We start from the raw sequence: 19,912 nt of genomic DNA, 5'->3' as shown, positions 1-19,912 counted from the left end.
GCCGCCCCGCGCCGGCCCAAGTCCGTCATGTTCGGTCATAGCCGTTCTCCCTCGATCACCCATATCCGGTCCGGCAGGCTCCACGGCAGGGTCAGCCCCTGCGCCATCAGCGCCTGCCCGGACAGCTCCAGCGCCCCGGTCTTAAGCGCCGGCGTCCCGCGCGACAGCCCCACAGGCGCGTCCTCTGCGTTGCCCAGCGCCACCCGGTAGCGCGCCGCCGGGTCGAGCCCGGTCAGCCGCAGGGGGCGCGGCGCGATCTGCGCGGAGGTCGCGGCGATACCGGCGAAAACCACGAAGCGGGCGCCGTCCTCGGCCAGTTGCTGCTCCGCGATCACAGACGGATCGGCACTGTCGAGACGCAGGATGTCGGCACGCGCGAGCCAGTCGCGGTTCGCCTTCCACCAGCCGGTCACCTCGCGCAGCACCGCCGCCTCTTCGTCCGTCAGCTCGCGCGGGTCCATTTCGAACCCCATCTGCCGCTGCGCCGCAACCCAGGCGCGGAAGCGGATGTCGTGCACCCGGCCCGAGGTGTGGCAGCGGCGCGGGCCGACATGGCTGCCGGTCACGGCGAGCGGCAAGAGGAGCGCGGCGTCGTGCTGGATCCGCAGCCGCTCGGCCGCGTCGTTGGAATCCGACAGCCAGACCCGCTGCGTCCGCGCGAGGATGCCGAAGTCGATCCGCCCGCCGCCCGAGGCGCAGCTTTCGATCTCCACATGCGGATGCGCCGCGCGCAGCCGGTCGATCAGGTCGTAGGTGCCGCGCGTCTGCGCCGCGTCCGGCAGCGGCAGGACCCGGTTATGGTCCCACTTGAGGTAGTCGATCTCGTGCGCCGACAGGATCGCCGAAAGCCGCGCGAAAAGGTGGTCGCGCACGTCCGCGCGCGCCATGTCGAGCGCCTTCTGCTGGCGGCCGAGCACCTGGTCCTCGGCCCCGAGCGCCCAGTCCGGATGGGCCGCCAGAAGCGCGCTGCCGGGGTTCACCATCTCGGGCTCCACCCAGAGGCCGAAGGTCATTCCGCAGGCCTGCACGTGGTCGATGAGCGGATGGAGCCCGTCCGGCCACTTGCGCGGATCGACCTCCCAATCGCCGAGCGACGCGGTGTCGTCGTCGCGCCGGCCGAACCAGCCGTCGTCGAGCACGAACCGTTCGGCGCCGAGGTCGGCGGCGCGGCTGGCTATCTCGGACAACACCGGCAGCGAATGGTCGAAATAGACGGCTTCCCAGCAATTGTAGTGCACCCGCCGGGGCGCGGCGGGATCGACCCATGGCACGACGCGGTCGCGCAGGTGGCGCTGGAAGGCAGTGGCACAGCCGTTGAGGCCCGCGTCCGAGCGGCAGGCGAACAGCGTCGCGGTCTCGAAATGCGTGCCCGGCGCGCTTTCGGTCTGCGCGGCGTGGCCGAACTGGATCTGCCGGCGGCCGTCGGGCAATTCCTCGGCCACCATGCGGTGCCCGCCGGACCAGCCGTAGTGGAACGCCGCGACCCGCCCCGCGGTGTTCGTCGCCCCCGTCTCGGGCAGGTACAGGAGCGGCATGTGCTCGTGCCCGGTGCGCCCCGTCCGGTTCTCGCGCAGGCGGATGCCGGCGGCCCAGTGGATGCGCTGGGGCCGCATCTCGCCGCACCAGCGGCCGGCGAAGTCGATCATCTCCTCGCCCGCCTCGGAGGCAGGAAAGACCGGCGCGGCGAGCCAGTCGAGCAGGATCGGCGCGGCGGCCTCCAGCGCAGCCGAGGCCGTCACGACCCCCGTGACAGGATCGAGCGCGATGCGCGCGTGATAGGTAAGCCCGGCGGCGGCGTCGCGGCAAACGAAGTGCAGCGTCCCCGGCGTCTCCTCGACCGTCTCGATACGGAAGACCGGCAGGATCGGCGTGCCCGCGCCGTCGCGCGCGAAGAGGCCGGGCTGACCGGGAAAGGTCGCGCTGGCTTCGGGGCAGATGCTGAGCGCGGGGTTGCGGTCGAGCATGCCGCCGGTCACGTCCCGCTCGGCCGCGCGGGCAAGCGCCTCGGCCTCTGCCTCCGGGACCGGCGGGCCCCAGTAGACCACGGCCGGCAGCCTGTCTGCCTCAGCGGCAAGGACGAGGCTCTGCCGGCTGTCGCCCAGTGTCCAGGTGCGGATCGGCGTTGCCACCGCCCGCCTCACTCCGCCGGCACCGGCGCCGTGGGCGCCGCGCGGGTCGCCCGCTTCTCGCGCAGCATCAGCATCGCGGGGGTGACCACCAGCGTCAGCACCGTCGCCACCGTCAGGCCCCCGGCGATCGCGCTCGACAGCTCCGTCCAGTATTGCGTGGAGGGCGCGCCGTAGACGATCTCCCGCGTGAAGAAGTTGACGTTGAGGCCGATCACCATCGGCATGAGCCCCAGCGCCGTCGTCACCGAGGTCAGCACCACCGGCCGAAGACGTTGCGCGCCGGTGCGCAGCGCCGCCTCCAGCGGCGAGGCGCCGGCCCGCTTGAGGTCGTTGTAGGTGTCGATCAGCACGATGTTGTTGTTCACCACGATACCGGCCAGCGCGATCACCCCGACGCCGCCCATGACGATGCCGAACGGCCGCCCTGTGACGACAAGACCCAGAAGCACCCCGGCGACCGAGAAGACGATCGCGCTCATCACCACGAAGGCCTGGAAGAAACTGTTGAACTGCAGCACCAGGATCATCGCCATCAGCACGATGGCCGCGACGAAGGCGCTGGCGAGGAAGACCATCGATTCCTGCTGGTCCTCGGATTCGCCGGCGAACTCGTACTCCGCCCCCTCGGGCAGGTCGGCGGCGGCGAGCGCGCCGCGCAGCGCCACGATGCGGTCGTTGACCAGCTCGCCCTGCGCGACGTTCGCCTCGATCGTGGTCACGCGGCGTTCGTCGATGCGGCGGATCACGCCGACGCGCTCCACCGGTTCGAACGACACGAAGTTGGAGATCGGCACCAGCCCCGATGAGGTCGGCACCCGCAGGCTGCCGAGCTCGCCGAGCGAGCGGTCGTCGCTGGGGAAGCGCACGCGCACGTCGAGCTCCCCGTCGGCGTCGGCGGGGCGGTAGTCGGTCACCGTGATGCCCTGGGTCAGAAGCTGGATCGCCTGGCCGAGAAGGCTCACATCGGCGCCGAAGCGCGCCGCCTCCGCCCGGTCGACGTTGATCGCGACCTCGACGCCCGGCAGCGGCCTTGTGTCGGTGACATCGGTGAATCCGCCCACCTGGTCCATCGTGGCGAGCGCGGTCTCCACCGCCTCGGCCTGCGCGATCGGGTCGCGGGCGGATATGCGCAGGTTCACCGGCTTGCCGCTCGCCGGTCCGCCGCTCTCGGTCTCGACCTGCACCTCGATGCCGGCGATGTCGGCCATGTCCTGGCGGATGCCGGCGGCGATCTCGGCCGCCGGGCGGCGCACCTGCCAGTCGACGAGGTCGAGCTGGATGGTGCCGATGACGTCCTCGTCGCCCTGCCCCGCGCTCATGGTCGACCGGGCGTAGACGCTGGCGACGCCCTCCGCTCCGAGAAGCCGGCTCTCCACCTGCCGCACGAGGTCGTCGCGTTCGTAGATCGACAGGTTGTCGCGGGCGCGGACCTGCACCTGCATGAACTCCGGTTCGATGGACGGAAAGAACGAGATGCCGCGCCCGAACTCCCCGTAGACCGCGAAGCCGCCCATCAGCAGCGCCAGCGCCAGGATCACCGTCGTCCACGGCCGGAGGATCGCCCGCTCCAGGAGCCGCACATATGCGCCGGTAAATCCCGGGATACAGCGCGGGTCGCCGTGTTCGGCGGCGTGCAGCGTCCGCTTGGAAACCGCAGTCTGCGGCTGCGCCCGGCCGATGACGCCGCCCATCACCGGAATGAAGATCAGCGCCATGAAGAGAGACGCCGATAGCGTCAAAAGCACGGTGATGGGCAGGTATTTCATGAACTGGCCGATCAGCCCGGTCCAGAACAGCAGCGGGAAGAACACGCTGAGCGTCGTCGCCGTCGACGCGATGATCGGCCAGGCCATGCGCTTGGCGGCATGGGCATAGGCCGCCTTCGGCGTGTCGCCTTCGTGCAGGCGCCGGTCGGCCAGTTCCACCGTGACAATGGCGCCGTCCACCAGCATGCCGACCACCAGGATCAGCGCGAACAGGACCACGATGTTCATCGTGTAGCCCATCGCCCAGATCGCCGCGACGCCCGCCAGGAACGCGCCGGGGATGGCGAGCCCCACCAGCACCGCCGACCGCAGACCCAGCGCGAAGACGATGACGATCATCACCAGGATCACCGCCGCGATAACGTTGGATTCGAGGTCCGACAGCAGCGTCTTCACCTCTTCGGACTGGTCCTGCAGGTAGGTCACGCGCACGCTGTCGGGCCAGTCGACGCGCAGCTCCTCGACCGCCGCCTTGGTCGCAGCGACAGTGTCGATAATGTTCGCGCCCGACCGTTTCGTCACTTCGAGCGCCAGTGCCGGTTGGCCGTCGATCCGGGCAAATCCGGTCGGATCCTCGAAGGCGCGGCGCACGGTGGCGACGTCGCCGAAGGTGACGACGGTGTCGCCCTCCACCTTCACCGGCATCGCCAACACGTCCTCGAGGTCCTGGATCAGGCCCGGGACCTTCAGCACGATGCGCCCGCCGCCGGTCTCGATCGCGCCCGCGGCGATCAGCTGGTTGTTGCGCTGAAGCTGGTTGATGAGCGTGTCGAAGCTGAGATTGTAGGTCTGGAACACCGTCGAATCGATCAGCACCTCGAGGAATTCCTCACGCGCACCGCCGATATCGACCTCGAGCACACCGGGCAGCGCCTCCACCTCGTCCTGCACCGCGTCGGCAAGATCGTTGAGCGTCCGTTCCGGCACCGGCCCCGACAGGACGGCGGTGATGATCGGGAAGAGCGCGGTGTTGATCTCCGTCACGTTGAGCTCGGAGGCGTCCTCGGGCAGGTCTCCCTGCACGCTGTCAGCGGCCTCGCGCACCTTGTCGAGCGCCTCGTCGATGTCGCCGCCGGCGGCGAATTCGAGCTGAACGCTGGCAAAGCCTTCGGTGGCCTCGCTCGACATCTGGTCGAGCCCCTCGATGGCGCCGAACTCCGCCTCCATCGGCTCAAGCAGCAGCCGCTCGGCGTCGGACGGGCTGATCCCGTCGACACTGGTCGAGACGTAGACCAGCGGCAGCGGCACCTCGGGGTTGGCCTCTTTCGGGATCGCCACGTAGGCGACGGCGCCGACGGTCAGGATCATCAGCAGCAGGATGACGACGGCGCGGCTGCGCGAGAAGGCGGCGTCGATGATCGCGTTCAAGGCTGCGTCTCCTCGGCGTCGCCTTCGCCGCCGGAAACGTCCGCGGTGCCGGGGCCTTCCGCCGTCGTCGCGGGGCTTGCGGCCATGTCGGCCTCTGCCTCGGCGCTGGCGCGCACGGCCTCCCCGTCCCGCACGAAGCCCTGGCCCACGGTGATGATTTCCGCGCTCTCGGGCAGACCCTGGACCCAGACGCCGTCGATCTCCGCCCGGGCGACCTCGATCGGGTGAAAGACCACGTGGCCTTCCTCGACCGTCTTCACGCCGATCCGACCGTCGGGATCGAGCGACACGATCGACGGGCGCACCAGATGCGCGGTCACATCGCCGGTGGGGATGGTCACTTCCGCCGAGACGCCGGCGGGGATCTCTCCGTCCGGATTGCCCACCTCGATCTCGGCGAGGAAGGTGCGCGTCGCCGACTCGGCGGCGGTGCCGACGAAGGCCACCTCGCCCGACCGCGTCTGCCCGGTGATGAAGCGGACCTCGGCGCTCTGGCCAACCTGGATGCGGTTGAGCGCCTGCTGCGGCACCTGAATCGCCACGGTCAGCGGGTCGTTATCGACCAGCCGCGCGACCGTCTCTCCGGCGGCGACGAATTCGCCCTCGTTCACGTCGAGCCGTTCGATCCGGCCGTCGAACGGCGCCTCGATGGTGAGATCCTCCAGCGCCCGCCCGGCCGAGCTGACCTGCGCCTCGGCGGCGGCAAGCGTGGCGCGCGCCTCGGCCACGCGGTCGGCCGTGGCGATGCCGCGCTCGAGCAGCTGGCTGGCATTGTCGAATTCGCGCTGCGCCCGGGCCTGTTCCTCCTCGGCCTGGCGCAGCGCCGCCTCTGCCTGATCCGACGACAGCCGCGCGATGACGTCGCCGCGCGCGACCCCGTCGCCCTTGGCCACCGGCAGCTCGACGACGTTACCGGCGGCCTCTGCCGGGATCTCGGTATCGCGGTCCGGCTCCGCCTGTCCCTCGGCGGTGAACCGCAGCGTCACCGGCTCGGCAGTGGAGCGGCGCACGAGGACCGAGGGCAGCTCCGGCGCGGCGGCCTCGGTCTGCTGTGGCGCCGCGTCCTCGCCGGGCAGGACGAAACCGCTGCCCATCCAGGCCACGATGGCGACAAGCAGCAGCGAGGCGATCCAGAAGGAGCGCGACGCGCCGCGATCGGTGTCAAATCTGAGACCTTCCGGCGCCGCGCCGCCGGCTTCCGAACGCTCGTCCATGCTGTTCCCTTTCGTGGCGGCCCCTGCGGCGGCCCCGCACGCACGTACGGGCGCACCGGCCGCTTTCAAGCCCGAGTGTCGCCTATCACGGCGCACAGGCCGACACGATCCCGTAACGGACGCGTCGTCCGGGAGACGAGCCGAAAATCGCGCGCCGGGCGGCTGATCTTAGGGCGCTGTTGAGATTCTGACGGTACCAAAAACCCGCGTCCCAGACGACGGAAGGCATTTTATCAGCAGGCCCGATCATGCCCAGCGCACCCAGAGCCCCGAAACTCCTGATCGGCGAGGCGGTGGACGCCCATACCGCCCTCCTGCGCGATCCCACGGACTGGCCCGAGGTCGATGCGATCGACACCGCGGGGATCCAGCTCATCGTCTCGGCCATGAAGGCCGGCATCGCGCCGCCGGACCACGTTCTCGAGGCGCCGGCGGTCCGCGATCTGTGGACGTCCCTCGGCCTCGGGGACACCCCCTCCAGTTCCACCAGGTGAGATCCAGTCGATGCCCAGCAACATCCTCGTCGTGGACGATTCGCCCTCCGTCCGGAACATGATCGCCAACACGCTGAAAGCCGCGGGATACGCGGTCGACACCGCGGTGGACGGCGAGGACGCACTCGAGGTCAGCCGCCGCCGACCGGTTCACGCGGTGATCACCGATCAGAACATGCCACGGCTCGACGGGCTCGGCTTCTGCCGCGCCTTCCGCGCGCGGCCGGAGAACCGCGGCGTGCCGGTGGTGTTCCTGTCCACCGAAAGCGAGGCGAGCGTGAAGGAAAAGGCCCGGCAGGCCGGGGCCATCGGCTGGATGATCAAGCCATTCGACCAGCAGAAGCTGCTGGACGTCATCGGCCGCGTGGTGCGGGCATGACCGATCCCGACGCGATGACCATGTTCCGCGCGGAGGCGGAGGCGCTGGTGGACAGCCTGCAGGATCGCCTGCTGGCGCTGAAGGCCGCGCCCGGCGACCGCGCGCTGATCGACAGCGTCTTTCGCGACCTGCACACGCTGAAGGGCACCGGGGCGATGTTCGGGCGTGCCGACATTGCCGGGTTCCTGCACGACTTCGAAAGCGCGTTCGAGGCGGTCCGCGACGGCAGCGCCACCGTCGATACGGAGCTCGTGACGATCAGCCTGGCGGCCCGCGACCATGTCGCGGCGCTGCTCGATGGCGCAGACGGCGACGGACAGGCGATCCTCGACCGGCTCGCCACCCGTCTCGGCGCCCCGGCGACCGGCGGAGCGCGGACCTCCTCCCGGCGCATTCGCTTCTTCATGCCGCCCGACACCCTCGCGCTCGGCGGTCGGCCCGACTTCGTTCTCGACGAGTTGCGTCGACTCGGCGCCCGCAACATCCGCGCGCTGACCGGGGAGGTGCCGCCGCTCCCGGAGCTCGATCCGTTGCAGCTTCACCTGGGCTGGGAAGCCGATATCGACACGGCCGTGACCGAGGAGCAGATCCGCGCGGCCTTCCTGTTCCACGAGGATGGCCTGCGGCTGGAGATCGGGACGCCCGGGTCCGCCCCGATCGCGCCCGAGCCTGCCGAGGCGGAACCTGTGGCCGCCGCGGCCGCGCCGCCCACGGGATCGTCCTCCGGCGCCCTGATGCGCGTGCCCGCCGAACGGCTCGACGACATCATGGACCGCGTGGGCGAGCTCGTGATCGCCGAAGCGCGTCTCGTTGAACTCGCCGCGCGCCTCGCCGAGCCGGGCCTGATCGCGGTGGCCGAGGATATCCAGCGCCTGACCACCGCCATGCGCGATACCACGATGTCGATCCGAATGACCCCGATCCGCGCCATCACCGGCCGTTTCCGCCGGCTGGCGCACGACCTCACCGAAGCCACCGGCAAACCCATCTCCTTCGTCGCCGAGGGCGAGGAGACGGAGCTCGACAAGACGGTGGTTGAGCGGCTGACCGAACCTCTCATGCACATCATCCGCAACGCCGCCGACCACGGGCTGGAGGCCACCGAGACGCGGCGCGCCATGGGCAAGCCGGAGGTCGGCCATATCCGCCTGTCGGCCCGCCATGCCGGCGCCGAGGTGCTGATCTCGCTCTCGGACGACGGGCGCGGGCTCGATCGTGACGCGATCCGCGCCCGGGCGCGCGAACGCGGCCTGCCCGGGACCGCCGATCTGCCCGACGACGCGATTCCGACCCTGATCTTCGAGCCCGGTTTCTCCACCGCGACCGAGGTGACGGAACTTTCCGGCCGCGGCGTCGGCATGGACGTGGTGCGCCGCACGATCGATTCGCTCCGCGGCAGTATCGAGGTGGACAGCGAGCCGGGCCATGGCACCACGGTCACCCTGCGCCTGCCCCTGACCCTGGCGATCATCGACGGGCTGCTGATCGAGGTCGCCGGCGAACGCTTCGTCATCCCCCTCGCCGCGGTCGAGGAGATCGTGGAACTGCCCGCCGCCATCGCGGAGTGCGAGACCGGCAACGCCTTCCTAGACATTCGCGACAGCCTGGTCCCGTTCCTGCGCCTGCGCCACCTGCTGCAGAGCCCCGGCACGCCCGGACCGCACCAGAAGGTGGTCGTGGTCACAAGCAGCGACGGCCATGTCGGCCTCGTCGTCGACCGCATCATCGGCTCCAACCAGACCGTCATCAAGCAGCTCTCGCCCCTGCACGCCGCGCTCAAGGCGTTCTCGGGCGCCACGATCCTCGGCGATGGGTCGGTCGCTCTGATCCTCGACGTGCCGCAACTCGTGGCGCGCGGCCGGGCCGACGCCGACACCGGCCAGGAGGCGGCATGACCCGGAACGCGCGACTGGATGCCATAGCCGGATCGGACGTGGTTACATTCCGGCTCGGCGACGAGGTCCTGGCCGTCCCGGCCGCCGAACTGCGCGAGGTGCTGGAACCGGTGGCGATCACCCGCGTGCCGGGCGCCGACGATTTCGTGTCTGGCCTGCTGAACGTGCGCGGCGCGGTGGTGCCGCTGGCCGATCTACGCGTCCCGCTGCGGATGCCGCGCCCGGCGCACCGTGCCGATCCGCGCATCCTCGTGCTCGAACTGCCGCTCGCCGGGCAGGTCGCCGTCGTCGGCATCGTCGCCGACAGCGTGCACGAGGTCACCCGCCTCGACCGCGGCTCGCTGCAGGCGATCCCGCCCGTCGGCACCCGCTGGCCGCCGCGCCACGTCGCCGCCGTCGGCCGCTGGGCCGGCGAGTTCGTGACCATCCCCGACCTGCCGGCGATCTTCGCCGAATTCCTCTCCGGCCAGAACGGTCGCCCCGCCCCCGCCGGCACCTCCGGTGCCGCCCACCCCACGGAACCGGAGCCCTTCGGATGCGACTGACCCTGAAATTGAAACTCGCGGCCACCCTCGTGCTACTGATCGGCCTCGCCGTCTTCGGGATGATAACCGGCGTCACATCGCTCGGGACCATGTCGACAAACCTCTCGGGCATCGTCAACGAGGATGCGGAGAGGGTGCGCCTGTCCCAGGATCTGCTGGCCGAACAGCTCCGCGTGCAACGCGACCTGCGCGAATACATCCTGGCGGAATCGCCCACCGCGCGCGCCGACATCCGGGAGGAAATGACCGCCGCGCGCGCCTACCACGACGCCGTTCTCGAAGAAACGTTGGCGCTGGCCAGCCCCGAAGGCCGCGAATTGCTCTCGACATATTCCGATCTCGTCGCCCAGATCCGGTCGCTCAATCAACGGGCTGCCAGCCTCGCGGATGCGGGTGACGGCCTGCGGGCCTTCCGGTTGGTCAACGGCGAGGGGCAGACGCTTTGGGAATCGATGGAAGACAGCATCGACGGCGTGGTCGAGACCAACCGCGCCGGCCTTGCCGCCGCCGAGGCGCGCGCCGCCGTAAACTACGCCGGGGCACGCCGGATGATGACGATCCTGATCGTCGCCATGCTGGTCTTCGGCGCCGTGGCCGGCACCTGGATCGTCCTGACGATCTCACGCGGGCTGGCGCGCGGCATCAAGCTGGCCCGTTCCGTGGCCGACGGCGACCTGACGCAGACCGCCACGCTGCGCGGCAACGACGAAGTGACCGAGCTGATCCGCGCGCTCAACGACATGGTCGAGAGATTGCGCCAGGTCGCCGGGGAGGTCGGCGCCGGATCCGCCAACGTCGCGTCCGGGGCGGGCCAGATGGCCTCCACTTCCGAACAACTGAGCCAGGGGGCGACGGAACAGGCCTCCTCCACCGAGGAAGCCTCGGGCTCCATGGAGGAGATGACGGCCAACATCCAGCAGACCGCCGAGAATGCCGGCGGAACGGAGCGGATGGCCAAGAAATCCGCCGCCGACGCACGCGCCAGCGGCAAGGCCGTGGCAGAGGCCGTGGGCGCCATGAAGACGATTGCCGAGCGCATCATGGTGGTGCAGGAGATCGCGCGCCAGACCGACCTTCTGGCCCTCAACGCCGCGGTCGAAGCCGCGCGCGCCGGAGAACACGGCCGCGGCTTCGCCGTCGTCGCCTCGGAGGTGCGCAAGCTCGCCGAACGCAGCCAGGAAGCCGCTGGAGAGATCAGCGCGCTCTCCTCGGACACGGTGAAGGCGGCCGAGGATGCCGGCCGCATGCTGGAAGGGCTGGTGCCCGACATCGAGGAGACGGCGCGCCTGGTCAGCCAGATCAGCGGCGCCAGCCAGGAACTGGCGACCGGCGCGTCCCAGGTGAATCTGGCCATCCAGCAACTCGACAAGGTCACGCAGGAGAATACCGCCGCCTCCGAGGAGCTGTCGTCCACCGCCGAGGAACTGGCGGCCCAGGCCGACACCCTGCGTACCGCCATGGCCTTCTTCCGGCTGAGCGCCGGTGACGTCCCGAAACCGGCGGCGACCGCATCACCCCCGGCGCAACCGCGCAAGGCAACGGGTCCGAAGGCCGGCTTCGATTTCGACATGGGCGCCGGCGAGGACGAGCTCGACGCGGAATTCGTCCGCGCGTCCCGCTCGGCGGCTTGATCGCCCGGCCCGACCGCCAACGAAAAGGACCGCCGCGATGGCCCGCCCTGAAACCTGCGTCACCTTCGGCCTCGACAATACGCTTTTCGCGCTGCCGGTAGCGGCCGTTGTCGAGATTCTCGACACCCGGGAGATCGCGTCGCTGCCGCGGGCGCCCGGCCACCTGCTGGGACTGATCGACCGGCGCGGCGCCTCGGTACCGGTGGTCGATTTGCGCCGCCTGATGGGGCGGGGAGACCGCACCGACACCCCGGAGACCCGCATCGTCGTGCTGGCGCTCCCCGGCGATGCAGGTCACAGCGTGGGCCTGCGGGTCGACCGGGTGATCGAGGTGACCGCGCTCGATGACGCCGGCAGTGCGCCGCTCGCCGAAGCCGACCTGCTGCGCTGGCGCGAGCACATGATTGCGGGAATCGGTCGGCGCAACGGCTCCTTCGTGACGGTGCTCGACGTCGCAGGCCTGTTCGCAGCCGAGCTGTCCGATCTGCCCGCCAATGCCGCGCGGCCTGCGGAGGATGCATGAGGGCCAGGACCATCTCCGGCAGCCCGGCGCCGATGGATCGCCTGCGCTGCGCGGTGCACGCGGAGACCGGCATCCGGCTGCCGCCAGCTAAGGACCTGATGATCCAGAGCCGTCTGCAACGCCGTGTCCTGTACCTCGGGCTGCCCGACCTGGAGACCTACCTGTCCTGCCTGTTCGACGGCGGCCGGCTCGATGCCGAGCTTCCCGAAATCGTCGACCTTCTGACCACGAACAAGACCGATTTCTTTCGCGAGGAGGCGCATTTCCGGCTCTTGCGCGACCGTATCATCCCCCAAGCGCTGGGCCGCGCGCCGCCCGGCCGGACGGTCCGCTTCCGCGTATGGAGCGCCGCCGCCTCCACGGGCGCGGAGGCATGGTCGGCGGCGATGCTGCTCGCGCGCGCCGCCGAGGCGGACCCGCGGCTCGACTGGGCGATCCTGGGCACCGACATCTCGCGCCGGGTGCTGGAGGGTGCCCGCCGGGCCATCTACTCGGCGGAGGAGCTGCGCCCGGTGCCCGAGGATCTTCGCTGCGCCTATGTGATGTCCGGCCGTGCCGGCACTGTCGCGCGCGGCCGGATCGTGCCGGAACTGCGCGCGCGTGTGCGGTTCGCCGCGCTCAACCTGATGGAGGCGCCCTACGAGGTGGAGGCGGGGCTCGACGTCGTCTTCCTGCGCAACGTGCTGATCTACTTCGAACCGGACGTGCAGCGGCGGGTGGTGGCTGCCGTCTCTCGGCACCTGCGTCCCGGCGGTCACCTCATCGTCGGGCACACCGAATCGATGAATGTCAACGAAGCCTCGCTCAGCCAGATCGCGCCAGGCGCGTTCCGGCAGACGAAAGGAACCCGATGAACCAGATCCGCGTCCTGATCGTCGATGACAGCGCCGCGGCGCGGCGGGCTTTGTCCGATCTTCTTTCCGAAGATCCCGGCATCGCGGTCGCCGCCACCGCCGCCGATCCGTTCGATGCCGCCGCGCGGATGCGCACGGCCCTGCCCGACGTGATCCTGCTGGATCTCGAACTGCCGCGCATGGACGGGCTGACCTTCCTCGGCAAGATCATGGCGCAGCACCCGGTCCCGGTCGTGATCTGTTCGAGTCACAGCGAAGCAGGCTCGCGCGCGGCGCTGCGCGCCCTCGAGATGGGCGCCTGCGACGTCATAGGCAAACCGCGGCTCGGCTCTGCCGAAAACCGCCACGAGGCGCAGATACGGCTGACCGATGCGGTGCGTGCGGCGGCCGAGGCAAGTCGCACGCGCGGTTTCGGCAACCCGGTGCGCGCCCGGCCGGTGCCGCAGCCGGCGCCATTCTCCCCGGCGCCGAAGCTGACCGCGGATGCGATCCTGCCGCCGCCGCGCGCCGCGAAACCGCCGCGCGGCCTGCCGCCGGTGATCGCCCTCGGCGCCTCCACCGGTGGGACTGAAGCGCTGGCCCGGCTGTTGCCGCGCCTGGCGCCGACAATCCCGCCGCTGGTCATCGTGCTGCACATGCCGGAGAAGTTCACGGCCACTTACGCGCGGCGCCTCGATGCGACGTGCAAGCTGCGCGTACAGGAAGCCGCGAACGGCGATCGCCCCGGGCCGGGCACCGCGCTCCTGGCGCCCGGGGACCGGCACATGCTGCTGCGCCGCCAGGGAGCCGGATACCGGGTGGAGATCGCGGACGGCCCCTGCGTGGCGCGGCACCGTCCCTCGGTCGACGTGCTGTTTCGGTCTACCGCGATCGCGGCCGGTCCGGCGGGGCTCGGTATTCTGATGACCGGCATGGGCGACGACGGGGCGCGCGGCCTTCTGGAGATGCTAGAGGCCGGCGCCGACACGCTGGTGCAGGACGAGGAGAGCTCCGTTGTCTGGGGCATGCCGGGCGAGGCGATGCGACTCGGAGCGGCGGACCGGGCGGTACCGTTGGACACGATCCCGGCGGAGATCGCGCGCTTCGCGGCAAAGGTGGCGGCATGACGCGACCGGACGATCCAGTTCCCGACATCGCCGAGACGCAACGCCAGGCACAACACCTGGGGCGCACGGTCGAGACGATCTTCGAATCCGCCTCCGCGACGGTTTTCGCGCAACTCGACGAGATGCGCGGGGTCTCCGCCCTCCTCCGCGACATCGCCGATGTGATCGGTCCCGAGGGCCAGGCCCGCCTGCGCGCATCGGCGCACGTAGCCGGGACCCACCTCGACAAGGTCCAGGGGGTGTCCGGCTTTCTCGAAACGGTGCTGCAGAAGCTTACCTCCACCGGCCGCGAGATCGGCGATCGGCTCGACCGCCAGGCGCGCAGCATGCGGCTGGCCGGCATGGTCGCGACGAACGCCCACGTGGTCAGCCTCAGCCTGCCGAACAGGGACGAATCCCTGGTCACCTTCGCCGGCGACGTGAAGTCGATCCTCGCCTCCGCGGGCTCCACGGCGACGACGGTCGGACGCGAGTTGTCGGTCGCGGACTCGCATCTGCAACAGGTGGCCGTCGGCATTCAGAACATGACCGCGACCGCGCAGACGCTCGGCGCGGTCCGCGAGGAATTGCCGGGAATACTGGCCGGCCTGATCGAGAGTGCCGGCCTCGCGGCCACGCTCGACCGGATGTCGAGCGCGCACGGCAGGCTGACGGCGGCACTGAACGCGACAGTCACGGCGCTGCAGACCGGAGACGCCGCACGGCAGAGGCTCGACCATGTCGGCGCGATGCTGGCGCGGTCGGAGCAGTCGGGGTCGGCAACCGACCAGGCGATCACGGCGCTGGCGACGGCGCAGCTTGCGGCGACTGTACGGGATCTGGACGACGCGGTGGCGACCGCCCTGCCGCAACTCGACGCGATCGGCCGGGAATTGCAGACGGCGCGGCAGGAACTCCACGCCCTCGCCGGATCGGAGATCGCCCGCGCGTTGGCCGAAACGGCGACCCTGGCGGGGCGCATGGCCGACGGGCTCGCCCGGCTGGAGGTTATCCGCGAGGAGACAGTGCCGCACATGGAACAGCTGGCAAGCGACTTTGCCCATGGCGCCAAGACCGCCGAGAGCATCTCGAACCTCGAGAGCGAGATGCACCTTCTCGGCATCAACGCAACGCTGATGGCGAGCAAGGCGGGCGAGGAGGGCCGCGCCATGTCCGAGGTGTCGCACCAGCTGCGCGAATGCACCAAGGCCATCGGCGAGGATAGCGCGCAGATCGTGTCGCTCGCCAAGCTGCAGGAGCTCAATGCCATGGTCTTCACGATCCTGACCGAGCAGACCGCTGATTCGGCGACCGATGCGGAGCTGCGCGGCGTGCAGGACCATGCAAGGCAACTCGATCGGGCGGTGGCGGAGACCCGGGCGCGCCTGGGTCAGAAGGCGACGGCCCCACTGGAGGCCTTGCGCACGCGCCTCTCCGCTTTTCGAAGCGAGGTACGCGACAGCGCGCCGCCATGCACTCTGGCGCCCCCCGACCGGCTGCCGCCGGAGACGCTGCACGTGCTCGGAGATATCCGCGCGACCTACACGATGCAGGCGGAACGGGAGCTACACGATACGCTCTTTGCGCAGACCGGCCCGGCGCCTAACACCCGGCCGGCGTTGCCGGAGCCTGCGGCGGCCTCGGGCGAGCTCGAGGATGTCTTTTTCTGACAGCCCGACACACCGCCCGGATGTCAGAGTCCGAGCTCGCTCAGCCCCGGGTGATCCTCGGGCCGGGGCCCCTGCGGCCAGAGGAACAGCCTTTCCCTGTCGGCGATGGGCACGTCGTTGATCGAGGCGTGGCGCACGGCCATGTACCCCTCGGCGTCGAAAAGCCAGTTCTCGTTGCCGTGGGCGCGATACCACTGGCCGCCCGCGTCGTGCCATTCGTAGCAGAAGCGCACGGCGATGCGGTCCTCGCCGTGGCACCAGATCTCCTTGATCAGGCGGTAGCCGTTCTCCTTCGCCCATTTGCGGGTCAGGAACGCCTCCACCTCCGCGCGACCCGAGAGGAACTCAGACCTGTTGCGCCAGCGCGTGTCCGGCGTGTAGGCGAGAGCGACCTTCGCCGGATCGCGGGTGTTCCACGCATCCTCGGCCATGCGAACCTTGCGCACGGCGTCGTCGTAACCGAAGGGCGGCACCGGGGGTCGGGTCATCTGTCGCTCCGCATTGCAGCGGGGCGCACGGGGTGCGCGCGCCCCGGAGCCCTTACCAGGAATTGTAGCCGAGGTACTTGCCCGACATCTCGATCTTCACGCGGTCGCCCTTTTCGTGGGGCACGCGCACGACCTGCATGTCGAAGTCGATGGCGGACATGATGCCGTCGCCGAACTTCTCGTGGATGAGCGCCTTGATCGTGGGGCCGTACACCCCGACGATCTCGTAGAGGCGGTAGATGCAGGGATCGGTCGGCACCGTCTGTTCCCAGATCTTCGTCGGGCTCTCCTCCAGCACCTGCGCCGATTCCTGCGGCAGGCCGAGGGCCGTGACCAACGCGTCCGCCTTGTCCTTCGGGAAGGCCTGCATGCCCATGCAGGCCGAATGGGTCCAGACCGGCGACATGTCGATCTTTTCTGCGATGCCTTCCCAGGTCAGGCCGGCCTGCTTCTTGGCCGACAGGATCATCGCGGTGACGTCTTCCTTGGTCATCGTCTCGGTCACGTAACTGTCCTTCATCTTGGTCTCCTCTCTTGTCAGCTGTTGACCGCGCGCAGGGGCGCCGGCGCATCCTCCGCGTCCGGCGCGGGCTCACGCGCCGTATGGTCGATGCGCACCGTCTCGGGCCGCTGCATGGCGTCGCCCGGCACCTGCCCGGACAGCGCCTTCGACCGCTCCCCGAGGAAGTGCACGAGATGGTTGCGGATGGCGTAGTAGTTCGGGTGCTCGACGATTCCGGTGCGGGTGCGCGGGCGGGGGATGGTGATCTCCACCGATTCCGCGACGCGGGCGAAGGGACCGTTGGTCATCAGCAGGATGCGGTCGGCCAGAAGGATCGCCTCGTCGATGTCGTGGGTGATCATGAACACCGTCTGCTCGGTGCCGCCCCAGATCTTCAGAAGCTCGTCCTGGATCGTGCCCCGCGTCAGCGCGTCGAGCGCACCGAACGGCTCGTCCAGCAGCAGGAGCTTGGGCTGGTTGGCGAAGGCCCGCGCGATGGACACGCGCTGGCGCATGCCCCCCGAAAGCTGCGAAGGCTTGCGGTGGATCACGTCGCCCTCCAGCCCGACCATGGACAAAAAGCGCTTGGCCTCCTCGGTCACCCTGGACTTGGGCCAGTCGCGGTGCCGTGCGCCGACGCCGAAGGTGACGTTCGACAGCGCCGACAGCCACGGCAGCAGCGAGTAGTTCTGGAACACCACGCCGCGGTCGAGGCTGGGCCCCGACACCGCGTAGCCGTCCATCTTCACCACGCCCGAGGTCGGCTCTGCCAGCCCCGCTAGGATGTTCATGATAGTCGACTTGCCGCAGCCGGAATGGCCGAGGATGACGACGAATTCGCCCTGCTCGATGCCGAAGCTGGCATTCTCGAACACGGTCTGTATGCCGCCCTGCCCGTCCGGGAATTGCTGGGTCAGCTGCTCGACCGACAGAAATGGTCTGGACATGAGGGAACTCCTTATTCGGCGTAGGCGACGGAGCGCTGGAGCGCCGCGAAGGCCGCGTCGAGCGCCATGCCGACAATGCCGATCATGAGGATGGAGAAGATGACCGAGGTGAGGTCGAGATTGTTCCACTCGTTCCACACGTAGTAGCCGATCCCGGTCCCGCCGACGAGCATCTCGGCCGCGACGATCACCAGCCAGGCGATGCCGATGGAGATGCGCATGCCGGTGACGATGGTCGGCGCGGCGGCCGGCAGGATCACCGTGAAGGCGGTGCGCAGATGGCCAAGCTCGTGCGTGCGGGCGACATTTACCCAGTCGTCACGAACCCCGGCGACGCCGAAGGCGGTGTTGAGCAGCATCGGCCAGATCGAGCATATGAAGATCACGAAGATCGCCGAGAGCTGGCTGTCCTGGATGACGAACAGCGCCAGCGGCATCCACGCGAGCGGAGAGATCGGCCGCAACACCTGGATGAACGGGTTGAGCGCGCGGTACGCCACCGGCGACATCCCGATCAGGAAACCCAGCGGGATCGCCACGAGCGCGGCAAGGAAGTAGCCCGACAGCACCCGGTAGAGCGAATAGCCGATCTGGATCCCGATGCCCTTGTCGTTCGGCCCCGCGTCGTAGAACGGGTTCGACAACTCGTCCCAGGCCTTGCCGAGCACCTCGGACGGCGGCGGGATGCCCGCCTTGGGCGCGCCGCCGCCGGTGAGGCGTTCGTATTCGGTCAGCTCCCCGACCGCCTTCTGGGCGGGGATCGCGGCCTCCCAGATCAGGAGGCCGACGGCGAGCAGGACGAGGGACAGGATCGCCGCCCGCTGGTTGAGGGAAAGATTGGCGAACATCGCCTTACCCCCGCCCGATCTCGAAGCTCGACACGTAGTCGGCCGGCGCTTCGGGGTCGAAGGTCTTGCCCATGATCGTATGCGACTTGTACGTGACGTCGGGCGCCTCGTAGCCCAGATCGTTCATCACCTTGGCGCAATCGGCGGCGAGGTAGACCTGCTCGGCCACGCCCTTGTAGTCGACGTCGCCCTCGATATAGCCCCAGCGCTTCATCTGGGTGAGGATCCACACCCCCATGGAATGCCACGGGAACGGGTCGAAATCGATCCGGTCGGGCACGCGCTTCACCTCTCCCAGCCCGTCGGCATAGGTGCCGGTCAGCACCTGTTCGATCACCGGGACCGGTTGGTTGAGGTAGTTGGTGGGCGCAATCGCCTCCGAGATTTCCTTGCGGTTTTCGGGGTCGGAGGCGTACTGCGTCGCGTCGATGATCGACTTCAGCAGCGCGCCATAGGTGTTCGGCAGCTCGGTCGCGAAGCTTTGCGGGCAGGCGAAGGCGCAGCAGGGATGCCCTTCCCAGATGTCCTTCGTCAGGATGTGGATGAAGCCGATCTCCTCCCACACCGCGCGCTGGTTGAACGGGTCGGGCGACAGGTACCCGTCGAGGTTCCCGGCGCGCAGGTTGGCGACCATCTCGGGCGGCGGCACCACGCGGATCTGGATGTCCTGATCGGGGTCGAGCCCGTGTTCGGCCACGTAGTAGCGCAGCAGGAAGTTGTGCATCGAATATTCGAACGGCACGCCGAAGGTGAAGCCCTTCCATTGCTGCGGATCGCGCTTGTCCTGGTGTTCGTTCGACAGCACGATCGCCTGGCCGTTGATGTTCTCCACCGCCGGCATGATGTAGGGCTCGGCCACCGATCCCGCGCCCAGCGTCATCGCCAGCGGCATCGGGGTGAGCATGTGGCTCGCGTCGTATTCGCCCGACAGCGACTTGTCGCGCGCCACGGCCCAGCCAGCCGTCTTGATGACCTGCGCGCTCAGCCCGTGCTTTTCGTAGAAGCCCATGGGCTGCGCCATGATGATCGGCGTCGCGCAGGTGATCGGCACGAAACCGATGTTGAGGTCGGTCTTCTCGGGCGGCCCCAGCTCGTCGAGGATCGCCGCCTTGGCCTTGTCGAGCGGCAGGGCGGAGGCGAGCGCCGCCGCCATCGTGCCGCCGCCCATCATCCCCATGAAGGACCGGCGGCTGACGTCGCTGTGGCTGAAGACCGAGCGCACGATCGCGCTTTCGACCGCGCGTTCCATCATCGCGTCGGACGACATCGGCGCCGCGTCGTGGTCGTGGGCGTGGCCCTCGCCGGTGGTGCAGGCGTGGCATCCACAATCCGCGCCGTGGCGCAGGTCGGTCTTTTCCGAGTACGGATCCCCGAGGCTCTTGATCGGCATGACGTTCCCCCTGTCGTGGTTTTGTGTGCCTTCTGACGATCATCATGACCGCCTGCCGCATCGCCGCGTAAGCCCGCGCCCGAAATTGAGGCAGTATCGAAATACCCTTTTTCATCAATGCATTGAGAAGCGGGCGCCTCGACAGACCGTTACGAAATATCGTAAATTACGAAATTTCGCTGGC

17 protein-coding genes are annotated in these 19,912 nt (G+C 69.2%); 9 read left to right on the top strand and 8 right to left on the bottom strand.

Translation table 11 applies throughout. The annotated features are described in order from the left end of the window. Nucleotides 1-35 precede the first annotated feature (35 nt). The 3 genes from F3H57_RS05310 to F3H57_RS05300 are packed head-to-tail and all read right to left on the bottom strand — an operon-like array spanning nucleotide 36 to nucleotide 6,477. Nucleotides 36-2,129 carry an alpha-galactosidase gene (locus tag F3H57_RS05310; RefSeq protein WP_223162969.1) on the bottom strand — a complete coding sequence of 698 codons (2,094 nt, stop codon included), beginning with the start codon at nucleotides 2,127-2,129 and terminating at the stop codon, nucleotides 36-38. Nucleotides 2,130-2,137: 8 nt separating this feature from the next. Then, nucleotides 2,138-5,263 carry an efflux RND transporter permease subunit gene (locus F3H57_RS05305; protein ID WP_149754814.1) on the bottom strand — a complete coding sequence of 1,042 codons (3,126 nt, stop codon included), beginning with the start codon at nucleotides 5,261-5,263 and terminating at the stop codon, nucleotides 2,138-2,140. After that, nucleotides 5,260-6,477 carry an efflux RND transporter periplasmic adaptor subunit gene (locus F3H57_RS05300; protein WP_149754813.1) on the bottom strand — a complete coding sequence of 406 codons (1,218 nt, stop codon included), beginning with the start codon at nucleotides 6,475-6,477 and terminating at the stop codon, nucleotides 5,260-5,262. The genes F3H57_RS05305 and F3H57_RS05300 overlap by 4 nt, the downstream gene beginning before the upstream one ends. Nucleotides 6,478-6,725: 248 nt before the next feature. On the opposite strand from F3H57_RS05300, the gene F3H57_RS05295 reads away from it, so the two are divergent. From F3H57_RS05295 to F3H57_RS05255, 9 genes are read left to right on the top strand one after another with little or no spacing between them, the layout of a single operon-like run. Next, nucleotides 6,726-6,971, top strand: coding sequence for a hypothetical protein (locus tag F3H57_RS05295; protein ID WP_149754812.1), 246 nt, complete (start codon nucleotides 6,726-6,728; stop codon nucleotides 6,969-6,971). A gap of 10 nt (nucleotides 6,972-6,981) precedes the next feature. Then, nucleotides 6,982-7,350 (top strand): response regulator, encoded by a 369-nt coding sequence (locus F3H57_RS05290; protein WP_149754811.1) that lies wholly within the window; start codon nucleotides 6,982-6,984, stop codon nucleotides 7,348-7,350. Further along, nucleotides 7,347-9,245 (top strand): chemotaxis protein CheA, encoded by a 1,899-nt coding sequence (locus F3H57_RS05285; protein ID WP_149754810.1) that lies wholly within the window; start codon nucleotides 7,347-7,349, stop codon nucleotides 9,243-9,245. Before F3H57_RS05290 ends, F3H57_RS05285 begins: the two co-directional genes overlap by 4 nt. Further along, complete coding sequence (locus F3H57_RS05280; RefSeq protein WP_149754809.1) at nucleotides 9,242-9,790, top strand: chemotaxis protein CheW; 549 nt, start codon at nucleotides 9,242-9,244, stop codon at nucleotides 9,788-9,790. Before F3H57_RS05285 ends, F3H57_RS05280 begins: the two co-directional genes overlap by 4 nt. Beyond that, the gene (locus tag F3H57_RS05275; RefSeq protein WP_149754808.1) at nucleotides 9,781-11,421 is read left to right on the top strand and encodes a methyl-accepting chemotaxis protein; all 1,641 of its coding nucleotides are present in this window, start codon (nucleotides 9,781-9,783) and stop codon (nucleotides 11,419-11,421) included. The genes F3H57_RS05280 and F3H57_RS05275 overlap by 10 nt, the downstream gene beginning before the upstream one ends. 37 nt (nucleotides 11,422-11,458) lie before the next feature. Continuing rightward, a complete protein-coding gene (locus tag F3H57_RS05270) occupies nucleotides 11,459-11,944 on the top strand; it encodes a chemotaxis protein CheW (protein WP_149754807.1) in 486 nt (161 codons plus the stop codon). Then, nucleotides 11,941-12,798: a CheR family methyltransferase gene (locus F3H57_RS05265; RefSeq protein ID WP_223162968.1), complete on the top strand. Its 858-nt coding sequence runs from the start codon at nucleotides 11,941-11,943 to the stop codon at nucleotides 12,796-12,798. The genes F3H57_RS05270 and F3H57_RS05265 overlap by 4 nt, the downstream gene beginning before the upstream one ends. Further along, complete coding sequence (locus F3H57_RS05260; protein WP_149754806.1) at nucleotides 12,795-13,904, top strand: protein-glutamate methylesterase/protein-glutamine glutaminase; 1,110 nt, start codon at nucleotides 12,795-12,797, stop codon at nucleotides 13,902-13,904. Before F3H57_RS05265 ends, F3H57_RS05260 begins: the two co-directional genes overlap by 4 nt. Continuing rightward, nucleotides 13,901-15,553 carry a hypothetical protein gene (locus F3H57_RS05255; RefSeq protein WP_149754805.1) on the top strand — a complete coding sequence of 551 codons (1,653 nt, stop codon included), beginning with the start codon at nucleotides 13,901-13,903 and terminating at the stop codon, nucleotides 15,551-15,553. Before F3H57_RS05260 ends, F3H57_RS05255 begins: the two co-directional genes overlap by 4 nt. Before the next feature lie 23 nt (nucleotides 15,554-15,576). Here F3H57_RS05255 and F3H57_RS05250 read toward each other — a convergent pair whose 3' ends face one another. From F3H57_RS05250 to F3H57_RS05230, 5 genes are read right to left on the bottom strand one after another with little or no spacing between them, the layout of a single operon-like run. Beyond that, nucleotides 15,577-16,041 carry a nuclear transport factor 2 family protein gene (locus F3H57_RS05250; RefSeq protein WP_149754804.1) on the bottom strand — a complete coding sequence of 155 codons (465 nt, stop codon included), beginning with the start codon at nucleotides 16,039-16,041 and terminating at the stop codon, nucleotides 15,577-15,579. A 52-nt stretch (nucleotides 16,042-16,093) separates the two neighbouring features. Next, nucleotides 16,094-16,561 carry a cyanase gene (gene cynS / locus F3H57_RS05245; RefSeq protein WP_223162967.1) on the bottom strand — a complete coding sequence of 156 codons (468 nt, stop codon included), beginning with the start codon at nucleotides 16,559-16,561 and terminating at the stop codon, nucleotides 16,094-16,096. A 17-nt stretch (nucleotides 16,562-16,578) separates the two neighbouring features. Continuing rightward, a complete protein-coding gene (locus F3H57_RS05240; RefSeq protein ID WP_149754803.1) occupies nucleotides 16,579-17,490 on the bottom strand; it encodes an ABC transporter ATP-binding protein in 912 nt (303 codons plus the stop codon). A gap of 11 nt (nucleotides 17,491-17,501) precedes the next feature. Then, a complete protein-coding gene (gene ntrB, locus F3H57_RS05235) occupies nucleotides 17,502-18,338 on the bottom strand; it encodes a nitrate ABC transporter permease (RefSeq protein ID WP_149754802.1) in 837 nt (278 codons plus the stop codon). 4 nt (nucleotides 18,339-18,342) lie between these two features. Next, entirely contained in the window at nucleotides 18,343-19,728 is a 1,386-nt protein-coding gene (locus tag F3H57_RS05230) for a CmpA/NrtA family ABC transporter substrate-binding protein (RefSeq protein ID WP_149754801.1), read from the bottom strand. Nucleotides 19,729-19,912: the final 184 nt, after the last annotated feature.

The organism is Roseivivax sediminis (genome assembly GCF_900112685.1).
GTDB lineage: Bacteria > Pseudomonadota > Alphaproteobacteria > Rhodobacterales > Rhodobacteraceae > Roseivivax > Roseivivax sediminis.
This window is presented reverse-complemented; position numbering and strand designations above follow the sequence as displayed.